Origin of the sequence: Virgibacillus xinjiangensis (assembly GCF_042643145.1) — a bacterium.
Taxonomy (GTDB): domain Bacteria; phylum Bacillota; class Bacilli; order Bacillales; family Amphibacillaceae; genus Virgibacillus_O; species Virgibacillus_O xinjiangensis.
Genome location: NZ_JBHRSA010000031.1, coordinates 64539 through 82071, shown reverse-complemented (window position 1 = coordinate 82071; position 17533 = coordinate 64539). Strand labels below are relative to the sequence as shown.

The following is a 17533-nucleotide window of genomic DNA, read 5'->3' as shown; positions in this document are numbered from 1 at the left end:
AATAACCGTTCACCGTGGTCATCCTGCTGGGGGTTTTTTGTTGAAATCACTCGAAATTTCAGTTAGTGTCATAAAAGGAGTAACTGCTGCCTAGTATTCTATGTACCTATCTGGGCAAGCAGTATAAGAACAATAATGTGAGATAGGAAGATGAACAAATGGACCGTATAAATGTGTTGGTAACAGGAATAGGAGGCCCGACAGCTCAAGGAATCCTCAGGGGATTGAAAGGCGAGGAACATACTTACTTGGTAGGGACAGACAGAAGAACATTGACCTCAGGTAATTTGTTCTGCGACACTTTTTATCAAACACCGCCTTACAGAGAGCTGGAGGCATATAAATCGACGATCAAAGAAATTGTTGAAAAAGAAAATATCCACGCCATATTTCCGACATTACATGATGAAATTGAAATCTATCGGGACTTCAGGCATGAGTTGGACTGCGAGGTGGCCCTGCCTTACAGCAATCATTTTGAAGTGCTCAACGATAAGCAAAAGACGTATGAATTTTTGGAGGAACGAGGTCTTGGCCACTATGTGCCAAAATATTTCGGTTTCAACTCCTCCTCTGAACTGCTCCAACTTAAACAAAGCCACTTTGCAAAAGATGAATATGTCTGTGTCAAGAAAGTAACAGGGAATGGATCCCTCGGTTTTGCAATCCTAACAAACAGGGACAATTTCCTGAAAGCCATCAAATCAGGAAAGAGCAAAATTTATAATATCGATGATTACTGTGCCATCGACTCCTCCGACCGACGGATCATCATGGATTACTTGGATGGAAGAGAATATAGTGTCGATATCTTCCTGCACAGGGGAGAAGTTGTGACAGCAGTGCCACGTGAGCGCTCACAGGTCTCCAACGGGATTGTATTGGATGGGACAGTCGTCAAAAAACAGGATTTGATCGAGGCTTCTATTTCCATTTCTGAACGGCTTGCGGATAGCGGCTTTATTAACCTGCAGTTTATCGAAACGGACGATGGATTCAAGCTGACAGATGTGAATGCTCGTTTTGGCGGCAGTCATGTGATGAGTCTCGGGGCAGGGGTGAATTTCCCGTATCTATTCCTTCAATATAATATTCTAGGAGAACAGCCGAAAGTGGAACCCAATTGGAATACCAGGATGATTCGCTACCGTGAGCATTTCTTCGTCGATCAAAAATGAGACTTCCTGGAAGTCTCATTTTTAAAGGGAAGCCATTTGGCAGGGTTTAACGACCAATGACAGGCAAATACATAAATTAATTATTAAAAATTAAACGGTTTCAATTCACATTAGATTCGTAATACTTTATAATTGGTTATGGGGATGACAATGTTCTTTGGATATTGTCAAAAAGTTCTTATACATTCTAGTAAATGAAAGAACAATTCATAGAAAAGGAGAGGGTTTTATATGACAGCAATGACCAAAGGGCTTGAAGGGGTAGTAGCAACTCAATCTTCCATCAGTTCAATTATAGATGACCAGCTTGCTTATGCCGGTTATAAGATTGATGACCTGGCTAAAAATTCAAGCTTTGAAGAAGTTATTTATTTATTATGGAACCAAAAGCTCCCGACGAAGAAAGAGTTGGATCAGCTGAAAAATGAACTTGCTGCGAACATGGAATTGCCTGAACAAGTCATCGAACATTTACGTTCATATGATTTGTCTACCGTCCATCCAATGGCCGCTCTGCGTACGGCAGTTTCCCTGCTTGGCTTATATGATGAAGAAGCCGACGTAATGGAAACCGAAGCTAATAAACGAAAAGCGGTCCGTATTCAGGCGAAGATTTCGTCGGTGGTTACAGCGTTTGCAAGGATCCGGCAAGGCCAGGAAGTTGTCCAGCCGAAAAAAGACCTGAGCTACTCAGAGAATTTCCTATACATGCTTAATGGAAAAGAACCGGAGGATATAGAAGTGGAAGCAATCAATAAGGCACTCGTCCTTCATGCGGATCATGAGCTCAATGCTTCTACGTTTACAGCCCGGGTTTGTGTGGCTACATTATCCGATATCTATTCCGGTATCACTGCTGCAATCGGGGCCTTGAAAGGCCCACTCCATGGCGGAGCAAACGAGCAGGTAATGGCAATGCTGACAGAAATTGGCGAAGAAAAAAATGCCATCCCGTTTATTAAAGACAAGATGGACAAAAAAGAAAAAATCATGGGTATGGGGCATCGCGTCTATAAACAGGGGGACCCTCGTGCCAAGTTCCTAAAGGAAATGTCGAGGGAATTGACAGAACTGACTGGACAATCCAAATGGTATAATATGTCCGTTGAAATTGAGGAATACATTAAAGAAAATAAAGGGTTGCCTGCTAATGTGGACTTCTATTCTGCTTCGGTCTACCATAGCCTCGGTATAGACCATGATCTGTTCACACCTATTTTTGCTGTGAGCCGTACTTCCGGTTGGCTAGCCCATATCCTGGAACAATATGAGAACAATCGTCTCATCCGTCCGCGTGCAGAGTATGTAGGGCCGCAATCCCAGCAGTATGTTCCAGTTGAAAACCGCTAAGCAGCTAATTATTCAGTATATTTAACTTTTATAGAAGATTTATGATAGAATAAAAATTGGTTGAGAGAATTAGACAGACACAGGAGGTATTTTGTTATGGCACAGGGAGAGAAAATTACAGTAGAAAACGGAAACATGAATGTACCGAATAATCCAGTCATTCCATTTATCGAAGGGGATGGGACAGGCCCGGATATCTGGGCTGCCGCCAGCCGTGTGATCGAGGCTGCCGTAGAAAAGGCCTACAATGGCACTAAGGGAATTGAATGGACAGAAGTACTGGCAGGCCAAAAAGCTTATGATAAAACAGGTGAATGGCTGCCTCAGGAGACTTTAGATAAAATCAATGAATATAAGATCGCAATCAAAGGACCATTGACCACGCCAATCGGTGGTGGAATCCGTTCTTTGAATGTGGCATTGAGACAGAAACTCGATCTATTCACATGCCTGCGTCCAGTACGTTATTTTGACGGCGTTCCTTCTCCGGTCAAGCGGCCAGAGGATGTAAATATGGTGATTTTCCGTGAAAATACCGAGGATATCTATGCAGGGATTGAATGGCAAAAAGGCTCGGATGAAGTGAAGAAAGTAATAGGGTTCCTTCAAGATGAAATGGGAGTGTCCAACATCCGTTTCCCTGAAACATCCGGTATTGGCGTAAAGCCGGTGTCCGAGGAAGGTACAAAGCGAATTGTAAGAGCCAGCATCAATTATGCTCTGAATGAAGGTCGTAAGAGTGTTACTTTAGTACATAAAGGTAACATCATGAAATTTACAGAAGGCGCGTTCAAAAATTGGGGATATGAAGTGGCCGAAGAAGAGTTCGGTGACAAAGTATTCACCTGGGCAGAGTATGACCGTATTGTCGAGAAGGATGGCAAAGATGCTGCTAACAAAGCACAAGATGAGGCTTTGGCAGAAGGTAAAATCCTTGTAAAAGATGCGATTGCCGATATCTTCCTGCAGCAGGTTCTTACACGTCCAAAAGAGTTTGATGTTGTCGCTACCATGAATTTGAACGGGGACTACATTTCAGATGCCCTTGCCGCACAGGTTGGTGGAATCGGTATCGCTCCAGGTGCCAACATCAACTATGATACTGGACACGCTATTTTTGAAGCTACACACGGTACTGCTCCAAAATATGCAGGTTTGGACAAAGTTAATCCATCTTCCGTTATTCTTTCCGGTGTGGAAATGCTTGAGCATCTGGGATGGAAAGAAGCATCTGCGTTGATCACGAAATCAATGGATAAGACGATTGCTTCCAAAGTTGTAACGTATGACTTTGCACGTTTGATGGACGGTGCAAAAGAAGTGAAATGTTCTGAATTCGGAGATGAACTGATTAAGAATATGGACTAATGACAGAGGAGGGAAGACAGCCAATGGGAATTAGTAGGAAGAAAATTTCCGTTATCGGGTCAGGTTTTACTGGTGCGACTACTGCCTTGATGCTCGCACAGAAAGAGTTGGGAGATATTGTGCTGGTCGATATTCCGGACATGGAAGACCCTACAAAAGGAAAGGCGTTGGACATGTCTGAAGCTGCGCCAGTCCAAGGCTTCGATGCCAAAATTAAGGGTACTGCAGATTACAAGGATACGGAAGGTTCCGATTTGGTCATCATCACTGCTGGGATTGCCCGCAAGCCAGGCATGAGCCGTGATGATCTGGTGAATACCAATGCCAAGATCATGAAAACCGTAACTAAGGAGATTGTGAAGTACTCTCCGGAAACGACCATCGTGGTTCTGACCAATCCTGTTGATGCGATGACCTATTCGGTGTTTAAGGAATCAGGGCTGCCGAAAGGAAGAGTGATCGGGCAATCCGGTGTTCTTGATACTGCCAGATTCCGTACATTTGTGGCCGAAGAATTGAACCTGTCTGTAAAAGATATTACAGGTTTTGTATTGGGAGGCCATGGTGACGATATGGTGCCATTGATACGTTATTCCTATGCCGGTGGGATACCTTTGGAAACGTTGATCTCCAAAGAACGCCTGGATGAAATAGTTGCCCGTACTCGGACAGGCGGTGGGGAGATCGTCAATCTCCTCGGTAATGGAAGTGCCTACTATGCACCTGCTGCTTCCTTGACTGTCATGGCTGAAGCCATCTTGAAGGATCAACGACGTGTGATTCCTTCTATTGCGTACCTGGAAGGGGAGTACGGCTACTCCGATATTTATTTAGGAGTACCGACTATCCTTGGAGGGAACGGTATTGAAGAAATAATTGAGCTTGAACTCACAGATGAAGAGAAGGCTCAATTGGATAAGTCGGCGGATTCAGTAAAGAATGTACTGACCATATTAGATAAGTAAGCTTCTCAGGCCCTCTGCAGCAATACGATGCTGCAGAGGGCCTCTTTTGTACATTTTTCCGTTTTCCTGTGAATATGATATAATGCTCTTAGAAAGCGTTTACATTTAATGGAGGTGGTAGACTTGATCGGCAGAAGAAAACTTGGTAAGCAAATAGGAGACCTGAAGGTGGGGGACTCTTTCGAAGCGAGCAAAAGAATGGACGACAGAGATTTGCTTCTTTATCTTGGTTTGACAAATGATTCGAATCCTTTGTATACCCAACATGACTATGCATCACAGACACCATATGAAAAACCGGTTGTACCATCAGTGATGTTGTTTGGGATGGTTTCTTCCCTGGTATCCATGCACCTGCCTGGGCCTGGAAGTCATATTACACAGCATGAAATGACGTTTCCGACCCCAGTATTTCATGAAACCGAAGTAAAATTCCTCTTGGAAGTCATCGCCCTGGATATCGAAGAGAACCGGGCAGCTCTAGCTGTAACAGGCTACAATGAGGAAGGAAATACGGTTATTCAGGGTAAACTGTATGTGACACCGGCATATCAGCCCAATTCACTCACTGCCAGTTCTCTGGAAAACTTCTTTTAAAATAGAGTGAATCCAATGTAAAGTTTCATTTACAAACCTTCCATAACATTCACATCCTGTCTGATTCATTGTAAGATAAAACTATGCAATTGTTATGGTTTAATAGAAATGGGGGGTTGGATGAAGAAACATATTTTAATTGTGGATGATGAAGCTTCGATTGTAACACTGCTGAAGTTTAATATCGAAAAGGCGGGGTTCACGACTGATGTAGCGTATGATGGATTGGATGCGGTCATGAAAGCGGAACAGAATGACTATGACTTGATTATTCTAGACCTCATGCTCCCTGAAATCGATGGTATGGAAGTTTGCAAGAAATTGAGAAATAACCGGATTGATACTCCTATCTTAATGCTGACAGCAAAAAATGATGAATTTGACAAAGTGTTGGGGCTGGAATTAGGGGCGGATGATTATTTGACCAAACCATTCAGCCCCAAGGAAGTCATCGCCAGGATCAAAGCAATTCTCAGAAGGACAGAGGGGGGCAATCGTAACCGTTATGACACGATCCGCATCGGTGACCTGGTGATTTATCCTGAACGTTATGAAGCGGAGATGAACGGCAATCTGATCACCTTTACCCGCAAAGAATTTGAATTATTGTACTATCTGGCCAACCATAAAGGCAAGGTCATTTCCCGTGATCAGCTGCTAAGTGGTATATGGGACTACGATTTTGTAGGGGATACTAGAATTGTTGATGTACATATCAGTCATCTGCGGGAGAAAATCGAGCCCTCTACCAAAAAACCTGCATACATCATAACTGTACGTGGGCTTGGATATAAATTGGAAGAGCCGGTGTCATGAGCAGGATATTTACAAGGGCATTCTTTCCATACATAGTGGGCTTTACCTTGGCCATCATACTGACAACCGTTTTCCTAGCACCGCTAACTGAGAATAAAGTCATGTTGATTTCTGTATTAGCCGCTTTGTTTGTCACGTTGCTCATCATGCTCCTCCATTTTCAGGAGAGGTTTATCAAGCCGATGAGGAAAGTCACGGAAACATTGCATGACATAGCCAGAGGTAATTACCGAGCTCGCGTTCATTTCCAGACCACTGGAGACGTAGCGGAGCTCAGCAACAGGGTCAACCAGCTAGCGAGATATATGAGTGAAATTTCCATACAGGAAAAAATGCGTTCAGAGCAATTAGCTTCGGTGATTGATAATACGGAGAGCGGTTTAGTGCTAATTGATGAAAAGGGCTATATCCATCTAGTGAACAGTAAATTCCTCTCCATATTCGGCAAACGTGAAAAGGACTACAATGGTTACCTGTATCACGAAGTCATCGACAACGAAATCATTCATCAGACTGTACATGACACCTTCCTTTATGAAAAAAATGTCAAAGAAGAGTTCAGCTATTATAATGGCGGCGTTGACAAGAATTATTTGGAAGTCCTTGGCGTACCTATCTTCAGCAGTCGCAACCGTCTGAAAGGAGCGGTGCTCGTTTTATATGATATTACCGAATTGAAAAAATTGGAGGGCATGCGGAAAGACTTTGTGGCCAATGTCTCTCACGAGTTGAAAACGCCGATAACTTCCATCAAAGGCTTTGCTGAAACACTCCTTGACGGAGGAGGGGACGATGCTCAGGTTAGGGAGGAATTTCTTCAGATCATCTACAAGGAAAGTGATCGGCTCCAATTGTTGATTGATGATTTGCTCCGGTTATCCCAATTGGAAAAAGAAGGTTTTCAGCTGGCAGTTGCTGAATTGGACATGCATTCCCTGGTGGGAGACATTCTGCCGCCGATCAAACATAAAGCGGAAAGGGAAGGATTGGAATTTTCGGTAGAAATAGAAGAGGATGTGAAACTGGAGGCTGATGAAGAGAAGGTCAAACAAATTCTGATCAACTTATTGGACAATGCTTTCAACTATACACCAGAACAAGGGGAGGTATGGCTTCGTATAGCTGAAGAGGAAGAATATGTACATATTCAAGTGGAAGATACCGGGATTGGGATTGCCAAGGAGGCGTTGCCGCGGATCTTTGAGCGGTTCTACCGTGTGGATAAAGCAAGGAGCAGGAATACCGGAGGAACCGGGCTGGGGCTCGCCATTGTCAAACACATTGTGGAAGTACATGAAGGGTTGATCAATATTAAAAGTGAATTGAACGAGGGTACAGCCATCCATGTGTATCTTCCAAAACAAATAAAAGCCTAGACATCTCTTTCAGGGAGATGTCTTTTCATTTGGCAAGCCACTCGTAATTTTTTCTTTTATTCTCAGGGAATGATAAAATAATAAAAGAACAGCGAACGGAGGTAATAGTCATATGTCAAATAAGTTAGTGCTGATCGACGGCAACAGTATTATATACCGGGCATTCTTTGCCCTGCCATTATTGAACAATGACAAGGGAGTCTACACAAATGCTGTGTATGGTTTCACCACTATGCTGCTGCGTATTCTGGAAGAAGAGCAGCCAACCCATATACTAGTGGCCTTCGATGCCGGGAAGACCACCTTCCGACACGAGACTTATAAAGAATATAAGGGTGGCAGACAGAAGACGCCACCAGAGTTGTCTGAACAATTCCCTCTCTTGAAAGAAGTGCTTGATGCTTTCTCCATCCCCCATTACCAATTGGAGCAATATGAGGCGGATGATATTATCGGTACTTTATCGACTGTGGAGAAAGAAGACGATTGGAATGTTACGGTTATATCTGGAGACAAAGACCTCCTGCAATTGACCTCGGACCAGGTTACCGTCAGTCTGACCAAAAAAGGGATCAGTGAAGTAGAGCGGTACACTCCGGCGTTTATGAAGGAGAAGATGGATATCGCACCAGATCAGATCATTGATTTGAAAGCATTGATGGGGGATAAATCCGACAATATTCCAGGAGTGCCCGGTGTTGGAGAAAAAACGGCTGTCAAACTGCTGAAACAATTCGGCACCCTCGAAGGGATCTACGACCATATCGAGGAAGTGAGCGGGAAAAAACTCAAGGAAAAATTGACTACATATAAGGATGAAGCGTTTCTCAGCAAGGATTTGGTCACCATTAAACGTGATTCCCCTATCACGGTGGAACCGAAGGAACTTGCCTATGGAGGATATGATCCCAACCAATTGAGCGGCATGTTCAAAGAACTGGGCTTTCAGTCACTGTTAGACAGAATTGGCGGGGACACTACGGCCGAAGGGACTTCAGAGCCAATGAAGGAGATAGATGTAACCATCCTACGAGAAGTTACCGATGATATTTTTACTGGCAAGGAAGCATTGGTTGCTGAAATGCTGGGGGAAAATTACCATACGGGCACGATCGAAGGATTCGGCATTTCAAATGAGAAGGGTAACTACTTCATCCCTGCAGAGGTTGCATTGCAGTCGGCGGCCTTCCAAGAATGGGCAGAGCAGTATGACAATAAGAAGATGGTGTTTGATGCAAAAAAAACACTGGTAGTCCTATTGAATCATGGGATCCATATAAAAGGTATTGATTTTGATATGCTGCTTGCATCTTATCTGCTGAACCCTTCAGAAAACAATCATGATATCCCAGCAATCAGCAACAGGCTTGGGAAGACAGATGTATTATATGATGAAGAAGTATATGGTAAAGGTGCCAAACAGAAAGTGCCGGAAGAACAAGTCCTTGCCGAGCATATTATAAGAAAAACTGCTGCCCTGTACGCCTTAGAGGAACAGATGGAAGAGAAGCTGAAAGCTAATGAACAACTGGAGCTATACAAGGAACTGGAAATGCCGCTTGCTCTGATATTGGGGGAAATGGAGCACCTGGGTGTACTTGTGGATATTTCCAATTTGGAAGAAATGGGAAATGGTCTGAAACAACGGCTTCAGGACCTGGAGAAGGAGATCCATGAATTGGCCGGTGAACCGTTTAATTTGAATTCCCCCAAGCAGCTCGGCCCTATATTATTTGAGAAGCTAAACCTTCCGGTAATCAAAAAGACCAAGACAGGCTATTCGACTGCTGCCGATGTCTTGGAGCAACTGGAAAATGAACATGAGATCATACCAAAACTATTGCTGTACAGACAGTTGGGCAAGCTGCAGTCGACTTATATTGAAGGACTGCTGAAAGTAGTGGACCCGCATACCAATAAAATTCACACACGTTTCAACCAGGCATTGACCCAGACAGGCAGACTCAGTTCAATGGAACCAAACCTGCAAAATATCCCAATCCGGCTGGAAGAAGGGCGCAAAATCAGGCAGGCTTTTGTTCCTGCTAAAAAAGGATGGATCATGTTCGCCGCCGATTACTCGCAGATTGAACTCAGGGTACTTGCACATATGGCGAATGATGATAAACTGATCCGAGCATTTCAGGAGGACTTGGATATCCATACACAGACAGCGATGGATGTTTTTCATGTAGATAAAGAAGGTGTCACCGACAGTATGAGGCGACAAGCCAAGGCGGTGAACTTCGGAATTGTTTACGGAATCAGTGATTATGGTCTTTCCCAAAGCCTCGGGATTACGAGGAAAGAGGCGAAGAAATTCATTGACCGTTATTTTGAGAGCTACCCAGGAGTCAAATCCTATATGGATGAAATCATTCAAGAAGCAAAACATCAAGGTTATGTAACCACATTGATGAAACGTCGGAGGTATTTACCAGACATCACCAGTCGCAATTTCAATAAGCGGAGTTTTGCGGAACGTACGGCAATGAATACCCCGATTCAGGGTAGTGCTGCTGATATCATCAAGAAAGCGATGATTGATCTCTATGGAAGGTTGGAAGAAGAGAACTTGAATGCGCGTATGCTGCTCCAAGTCCATGATGAATTGATCCTGGAAGCACCGAAGGAAGAATTGGAGAAACTGATGGAAATAGTGCCCGAGGTCATGGAACATACAGTGGAGCTCCATATTCCTTTAAAAGTGGATTACGCTTATGGCGACAGTTGGTTCGATGCAAAGTAAGGAGAAGGTGAACAATGCCCGAATTACCTGAAGTGGAAACAATAAGAAAGACATTAAAACAACTAGTGCTTAATAAAACGATAGAAGAAGTAAAAGTCTTTTGGCCCAACATCATTAAGAAGCCGGATGATGTGGAGGAGTTTAAACACCTTTTAGCAGGACAGACGATCCGTGACATGTCTAGACAAGGGAAATTCCTTATTTTTCAACTCGATGACTATGTGCTGATTTCCCATCTGCGGATGGAAGGGAAGTACAGCGTCCATCAGAAGATTGAGCCGGTCCAGAAACATACCCATGTACTATTCACTTTTACGGATGGAGAAGAACTGCGCTATAACGATGTTCGAAAGTTCGGTACCATGCATATTTATCCGAAGGGGCAAGAATTGGATGGTAAGCCATTGAATCAATTGGGGCCGGATCCCTTTGATCCGGCTTTTACTGAAGAGTATCTCTATCAAAAACTGAAAAAGACAGAGCGGGTGATCAAGGCAGTACTGTTGGATCAGACAGTTGTTGCTGGATTGGGTAATATCTATGTTGATGAAACATTATTTAAGGCCGGCGTCCATCCATTAAAAAGAGCCAGCAAACTGACGAAAAAGGAAGTACAGAAGGTCAGAAAGGAGGCCATATCTACCCTGGAGGAGGCTGTCAAGCAAGGGGGAACGACAATTCGTTCGTATGTCAACTCCCAAGGGGATATGGGGATGTTCCAGCAGGAATTGTTTGTTTACGGACAGGAGAACGAGGCATGCAAAAAATGCGGGAACGCTATTATAAAGCTGAAAGTCGGGGGAAGGGGCACCCATATCTGCCCATCATGTCAGAAGGAATAGGGGGAGTTCAATGACACTTACGATTGGCTTGACAGGAAGTATTGCTACTGGAAAAAGCACGGTCTCCACTATGTTTAAGAAGTTTGGAATACCCGTCATCGATGCCGATCTGCTAGCTAGAGAAGTGGTGGAGCCTGGCGAGGAAGCATATGTGAAGATCAGAGAAACATTCGGAGATGCAGTGATTCAAGAAGATCAACGCCTGGACAGGCAGAAACTGGGGGAACTAGTTTTCACGAATGAGCACAACAGAGAGCAGTTGAACAAGATTGTTCATCCAGCTGTGAGGGAGAGGATGTTGCAACAGAAGAAATCCTATGAGGCGGAGGAAGTTCCTTGTATCGTTCTCGATATTCCTCTCTTATTTGAAAGTAAGCTTTCCCATTTGGCAGACATCATTGTAGTAGTTTACGTGGATGAAGATGTCCAAACTCAGAGGCTGATGCAGCGTAATGGGTTGACAGAGACGGAGGCTTCCCAGCGGATGGCTGCTCAAATGCCTGTGAAGGAGAAAGCAGAACGTGCCGATCATGTTATTGACAACAACGGCACGAAGCAACAGACCTATGAGCAGCTGGACAAGCTCTTGGGACAATTGAATGTAATCTGAATGGAGCCGGGGCAGAAATGCCCCGGTTTTTTGTGGTTTGGCTTGTCATGATACATAATAGACCAGCATTGTAACATATTATTTTAAAAACTTTCCCTTTTTACTTTCACATTTGAGGGTTAAATATGTTATACTAATTTTAGAAAACAACAAATTAGTATAACTTATAAATTAAATGACTGATGATGGAGGTCCGGTATGAATAAGACAAGAATTGCCATTAATGGATTAGGACGGATAGGCCGAATGGCTTTCCGTCAAGCTGTAAAGGAGAGCGATCTGGAGGTTGTGGCAGTCAATGCCAGCTACCCTGCTGAGACGCTCGCACATATGTTGAAATATGACAGCAACCATGGAATCTTTGATGGGGAGATTGTCCCTGTGGACCATGGCTTGGAAGTAGATGGTCATTTTGTTGAACTGGTCAGCAGCAGGGATCCTGAGAAACTCCCGTGGAAGGAAATGGATATTGATGTGGTCATCGAAGCCACTGGTAAATTCAAAACCAAGGAATCCGCGGGACTACATTTGAAGGCAGGTGCCAAAAAGGTAGTCATAACGGCTCCCGGAAAAGATGTGGATAATACCATTGTCATGGGTGTGAACGAGAACACCTACCAGCCTGACACAGAAAATATCATATCAAACGCTTCATGTACGACCAATTGTCTAGCGCCGGTTGTAAAGGTGCTCGATGATCGGTTTGGTATTGTAAACGGTTTAATGACAACCGTCCATGCCTTCACCAATGATCAGAAAAATATCGATAATCCCCATAAGGATTTACGACGAGCAAGAGGATGCACCCAGTCGATCATCCCTACTTCTACCGGCGCAGCGAAAGCACTAGGTGAAGTGCTTCCTCATCTGCATGGCAAGCTGCATGGCATGGCGCTCAGAGTTCCGACGCCAAATGTATCACTCGTTGATCTAGTCGTGGATGTGGAAGAGCAGGTAACGGCACAGGAGGTAAATGAAGCTTTTCAGATGTCCGCCGATCGTGAACTTAACGGCATCATAAGTTATAGCGAAGAGCCTCTTGTTTCAATTGATTATACTACCTCTGAATATTCTGCAGTGATTGATGGTCTGTCCACGATGGTGTTGCAGGATAATAAAATAAAGGTACTTGCATGGTATGATAATGAGTGGGGCTACTCGAACAGAGTAATAGATCTGGCCAAATATGTTGGAAGTCAACTGCATCAGCCTCAGGTGAAAATCTCTTAGTCCAAAAGGAAGCATCTTCCCATAACATGGGAGGATGCTTCCTTTGTTAGATAAACAGCTGGTTTATTTGGCCTAGAGGATTTTGTCAAAACGTGTTAAAATTAATTAATATATGTTTAAATAGAGAATCGGCGGGGTGCGGGGTATGTCTATCAGAAATACTGTAAATAAATATTTGAATAACCATGCAGAAACCAATGAATTTCATTGGGACCCGTCACTAAAGACCAACTATTTCAAAACGACAAAAGATCAAGGCATGGTTGTCCTGGAAGATATGTTCCATCAAGCCCGGGAATACGAAATCCATTCTGTTTCTAAGGAACATGGGGAGATGAGTGTCCACCATATCACAGGAAAGAAAGCATTTATCGTTGTTTCGGTAATCATGGTTCGCCCTTATCGGACAGCCATAGACTTTTCTGTCACGACAGAGTCCGTAATCCCTTTTGATTTTGGATATAGTACCAGGTTAATTCAGGAACTTTACAACATGATCCGCAAAAAACTCCCGATAATCATAGAAGATAGTAGTCGGCAGTAATAATGAATGGGGTTGAAAATGATGAGGTGTTCCAATTGCCACAACAAAAATACCAGGGTTCTTGACTCCCGGCCGATCGAGGAAGGTCAATCCATACGCAGACGGAGAGAGTGCGAGCAGTGCGGTTTTCGTTTCACCACGTTCGAACGGATAGAAACGGTGCCACTCATTGTGGTGAAAAAGGATGGAGCCAGACAGGAGTTCAGCAGGGAAAAGCTGGTGCGTGGCTTGATCAGGTCCTGCGAAAAGCGGCCAGTGCCATTGGAAAAAATAGAGGAAATTGCACTGGAGATCGAGAAAACTCTGCGTAATAGCGGAGGTTCCGAAGTGGACAGCAAGGAGATTGGCGAGATGGTGATGGAACGCCTTTCGGAAGTGGACGAAGTGGCCTATGTCCGATTTGCATCGGTATACCGTCAGTTCAAAGATATTACGGTCTTTCTGGATGAATTGAAAGACCTCATCCAATCAGATAAGGAAAAAAATCATAACAGCAACTAAGGTGCGAGGAAAGGGTTATTCAGTTGAACAATATCGGAAAAATTTTGCCTGTCGAAGGGTATCATATAGTTTTGAAGCAAAACCTGCCTGCAGATTATGCAAAATCATTGACCCACCTATATCAACCGCTTATCGGTATCCAAGCGATCATGCTCTATCAAACGCTGCTGCATGACATGGATATCCAGAGTAAGGATAATCCTCAGACACATCACACCCTGATGAATTACCTGAATCTGCCGCTGGATGAAATATACCTAGCCCGGAGAAAGCTGGAAGGCATTGGTCTGGTGAAAACCTATAAGCAACAGGCAGAGCCGCATAACATCTACACATATATATTGCATAGTCCGTTTTCACCAGTGGATTTCTTCAAGGATGCCATGTTGAGCCAACTGCTTTATCATCATATCGGCAAGGATAAATTTCATCTGTTGAAAGAGCATTACAAAGAGGAAAAAGCGGACGAATCCGGCGAGGATGTAACAGCTTCATTCAATGAAGTGTTCCAGACATTTACCCCCTCAAGTGGATATGTCCATGCACCCGAACCAGCCGCAACCTCCAAAGCAGGAGGGGGAGCGGATTTCACCTGGATGGAAGATATGCTTAAACAGCGGATGATTCCGGTAGAGAGGGTGTTGACCGGGCAAACGCGGCGTTTGATCAATCAAATGATACAGCTGTATGACTTGGCTGCACATGAAGTGGATAAGGCGGTTCTATGGTCATTGGATGAAGAAAACCGGTTGAACGGCGAGGAGTTCAAAACAGCCTGCCATGACCTTTTCAAGGCGAAAAACCAAAGTACAGCCATCCATCTGGAAGCAAAAGCCGCCAAGAGTCCGGAGCCTTTGCCGAATGATAAGCCGTTGTCCAAGGAAGAACAGCTGGTCCATCAGTTGGAAACCATATCACCGAAGCAGCTTCTGGAAGATCTGTCGAGTGGTAGTCATGCCTCCGAACAGGATCTCAAGGTGATCCGGGATATCATGACAAGCCAAGGACTTCCCTCTCCGGTCATGAATGTCCTTATCCATTATGTGCTGCTGCAGACCAATATGAAGCTTTCTAAAGCTTATTTGGAAAAAATAGCGAGCCATTGGTCAAGAGCTAACCTGAAAACGGCCAAAGAGGCTATGGCATTTGCCAAGAAGGAAAAAGTGAAATACGAGGAATCCGTAAACAGACGCAGAAACAAGAGAAAACCGGCCCAAGAAGAGGTGGTGCCGGAGTGGTTCAAAAACAGGCATCATAAGAAGACTTCTTCTGCTGGAAAACAGGAAAACGATAGTGGACAGGAACAGCAGAAGATTGAAGCGCTGCTCCGCCAGATTTCCAGCAAAAAATAAAACGTTTTTCAAGGATGATATACATGAAGCCAGTGCAGTCCTCATTAAAGAAATGGATGCGGGAAAACGAAAACTTCCAAGAAAATTACACGAAGATCCGGGAAGAGGTGCTGAAAGACCCTGAAATCAAAGAGTTCCTCTCCTATCATCCCCAGTTGACACAGAGGGAGATCGAGAAAAACCTGATCAAGCTATATGAATATAAGACCCAATCAAAGCAATGCAGTGCCTGCTCTTCTTTTGAAAACTGTCAAAATATGTTACAAGGTTATTCTCCCATTCTGCAGGTCGATAATGGAGAGATACGCCTTTCTTACGAGAAATGCCACAGCAGGCTCTTGCAGGAGAAGGAGCAGCAACAACAGAAGTTGATTCAAAGCCTGTATATGCCTAGGGAAATCCTGCAAGCGAGGATTGAGGACATCGACCATTCAGATAGCCAGCGTAACCAGGCGGTGCTTGAACTGTTGAATTTCCTCGATCAAGCGGATGATACGCTACCTCGGAAGGGGCTTTACTTCCACGGCCCATTTGGAGTGGGAAAAACTTATTTCCTGGGAGCGGTCGCCAATAAGCTGCGTGAATACAATTACTCGACGATGATGATTTATATGCCTGAATTTGTAAGAGAGATCAAATCCTCCTTTAAAGATGATTCCACCAATGAGAAAATTGATTTCTTCAAGAAAGCGGATGTACTGATGCTGGATGATATCGGAGCAGAAATGCAGTCAGCTTGGTTCAGGGATGAAATCCTAGGTTCCATTTTGCAGTATCGCATGATGGAGAGGCTGCCGGTCTTCTTTACTTCCAACTATAGCTTGGAACAGCTGGAAGGCCAATTGGCTGCTACTCGCTCTGGGGTGGAGACGGTAAAAGCTGGAAGGATAATTGAACGGATCAAACAAGTGAGTGTTCCAGTCAAGATCGAAGGCGACAACCGGCGAGATGATTGAAACGGCAAGGAAGGTGATTTCTTCCCTGCCGTTTTTTTATGTTTGAGTAACTAAATGGGCCGCATTTGCAAGGAATATACATGTTTTTCATACCCATCCCATATAATGTAACAGTTTGGTGTTGGGTGAGGGTGATGTTAGTTGCTTCATGTATATTTTGAAACTGATAAAGAAGTGATCCGTTTTTGTGAACATTTATTTCGTTGCAACAAAAGGATTGAATTGTATTGGAAAACACACAAGGATTGGGGGAATCATTTACAATTTGAGAGGCAACTGCCTGTCGAGGAATTAAATGAGGCTGTTGCCTGTTCCATGGTTGAAGTATTCGTTGCACACCGCTTGAACCAGAGCTTCCGGTCCATTATAGAAGAAGTCTTCTATTATACTAATGAAGAAGAGATTGAAAGAATTCTGGATTTGGCTCTATGGCTGTTCAGAGGGGAGGACGACGAGAGCCGGTTTCTGCTGAATGGTAAGGATCCCAAGCAGTTGCTTTTATCTACTTTCCTAGCACATATGGAGGATGCTCGTGCAGTGCATTTTGATTCCATTGTCAAATTTCGGTTGAATGGTTTCCGGGAACATCTGATCCAATATGTCGGTCTGGCGATTGATGAGTTTAAGAGGGAAGAAGAACATCAGGAGTTTGTGGAAAGTCTCCGCAAATATATAACAAGGAAGGATTCAGGGGTGGAACTGGTCCATGTGCTGCAGGGAAAGACTTTTACATTCTTTAAGGAAAACGGAAGGCAACTATCCAGACTGGAACTCCGAAATATCATGCAGAAGGAACCTTTGTTTCTTGTTGGATTGAATGTGGAAGAATGGAATTTGGCGCCACTGATTGCCATGTCACCGAAGAAGATAAAGATTTATGGGGAAGACCCGGCCGAGCCGAAGACACTTACGGTTATCAATGTCTTCCAAGAAAAGGTCGAGTTCGAACCATCTGCCCATTTTCCCTTTCCACAGTACTTAAAAAAGAATCCTTGATTTTATTGATTCGGACCGCTATAATACACACTATATTCATACATTCCTGGTGAAGAAAAGGACAAGATCATTGGTAGCAGATAGAAAGAGAAGGAAGTCAATG

Annotated in this window: 16 protein-coding genes; all 16 read left to right on the top strand. The window is 44.0% G+C overall.

Annotated features, from left to right (window positions below):
* The first annotated feature begins 158 nt into the window (after positions 1-158).
* Positions 159-1178 carry an ATP-grasp domain-containing protein gene (locus ACFOGI_RS07490; RefSeq protein WP_390270809.1) on the top strand — a complete coding sequence of 340 codons (1020 nt, stop codon included), beginning with the start codon at positions 159-161 and terminating at the stop codon, positions 1176-1178.
* Between the two features lie 231 nt (positions 1179-1409).
* The gene (citZ, locus tag ACFOGI_RS07485; RefSeq protein WP_390270806.1) at positions 1410-2528 is read left to right on the top strand and encodes a citrate synthase; all 1119 of its coding nucleotides are present in this window, start codon (positions 1410-1412) and stop codon (positions 2526-2528) included.
* A 96-nt stretch (positions 2529-2624) separates the two neighbouring features.
* The gene (gene icd, locus ACFOGI_RS07480) at positions 2625-3896 is read left to right on the top strand and encodes an NADP-dependent isocitrate dehydrogenase (protein WP_390270804.1); all 1272 of its coding nucleotides are present in this window, start codon (positions 2625-2627) and stop codon (positions 3894-3896) included.
* Positions 3897-3919: 23 nt separating this feature from the next.
* Entirely contained in the window at positions 3920-4861 is a 942-nt protein-coding gene (gene mdh / locus ACFOGI_RS07475) for a malate dehydrogenase (protein ID WP_390270801.1), read from the top strand.
* A 123-nt stretch (positions 4862-4984) separates the two neighbouring features.
* Positions 4985-5458 carry a MaoC/PaaZ C-terminal domain-containing protein gene (locus ACFOGI_RS07470; protein WP_390270797.1) on the top strand — a complete coding sequence of 158 codons (474 nt, stop codon included), beginning with the start codon at positions 4985-4987 and terminating at the stop codon, positions 5456-5458.
* Between the two features lie 120 nt (positions 5459-5578).
* Positions 5579-6274 carry a response regulator transcription factor gene (locus tag ACFOGI_RS07465; protein ID WP_390270794.1) on the top strand — a complete coding sequence of 232 codons (696 nt, stop codon included), beginning with the start codon at positions 5579-5581 and terminating at the stop codon, positions 6272-6274.
* Positions 6271-7650, top strand: coding sequence for a two-component system histidine kinase PnpS (pnpS, locus tag ACFOGI_RS07460; RefSeq protein WP_390270791.1), 1380 nt, complete (start codon positions 6271-6273; stop codon positions 7648-7650). Before ACFOGI_RS07465 ends, pnpS begins: the two co-directional genes overlap by 4 nt.
* Before the next feature lie 112 nt (positions 7651-7762).
* Complete coding sequence (gene polA, locus ACFOGI_RS07455) at positions 7763-10399, top strand: DNA polymerase I (RefSeq protein ID WP_390270788.1); 2637 nt, start codon at positions 7763-7765, stop codon at positions 10397-10399.
* A gap of 14 nt (positions 10400-10413) precedes the next feature.
* Positions 10414-11241, top strand: coding sequence for a DNA-formamidopyrimidine glycosylase (gene mutM / locus ACFOGI_RS07450; RefSeq protein ID WP_390270785.1), 828 nt, complete (start codon positions 10414-10416; stop codon positions 11239-11241).
* Positions 11242-11251: 10 nt separating this feature from the next.
* On the top strand, positions 11252-11851 hold the full coding sequence (gene coaE / locus ACFOGI_RS07445; protein WP_390270782.1) for a dephospho-CoA kinase: 600 nt from the start codon (positions 11252-11254) through the stop codon (positions 11849-11851).
* Positions 11852-12049: 198 nt separating this feature from the next.
* Complete coding sequence (locus ACFOGI_RS07440; protein ID WP_390270779.1) at positions 12050-13081, top strand: glyceraldehyde-3-phosphate dehydrogenase; 1032 nt, start codon at positions 12050-12052, stop codon at positions 13079-13081.
* 145 nt (positions 13082-13226) lie between these two features.
* Positions 13227-13625 carry a cytosolic protein gene (locus ACFOGI_RS07435; protein WP_390270776.1) on the top strand — a complete coding sequence of 133 codons (399 nt, stop codon included), beginning with the start codon at positions 13227-13229 and terminating at the stop codon, positions 13623-13625.
* 21 nt (positions 13626-13646) lie between these two features.
* Positions 13647-14126, top strand: a complete 480-nt coding sequence (gene nrdR / locus ACFOGI_RS07430) for a transcriptional regulator NrdR (protein WP_390271049.1) — start codon at positions 13647-13649, stop codon at positions 14124-14126.
* A 23-nt stretch (positions 14127-14149) separates the two neighbouring features.
* A complete protein-coding gene (locus ACFOGI_RS07425) occupies positions 14150-15478 on the top strand; it encodes a replication initiation and membrane attachment family protein (protein WP_390270773.1) in 1329 nt (442 codons plus the stop codon).
* A 23-nt stretch (positions 15479-15501) separates the two neighbouring features.
* Complete coding sequence (gene dnaI / locus ACFOGI_RS07420) at positions 15502-16434, top strand: primosomal protein DnaI (protein WP_390270770.1); 933 nt, start codon at positions 15502-15504, stop codon at positions 16432-16434.
* Between the two features lie 141 nt (positions 16435-16575).
* Complete coding sequence (gene ytxC, locus ACFOGI_RS07415) at positions 16576-17430, top strand: putative sporulation protein YtxC (protein ID WP_390270767.1); 855 nt, start codon at positions 16576-16578, stop codon at positions 17428-17430.
* The last annotated feature ends 103 nt before the right edge of the window (positions 17431-17533 follow it).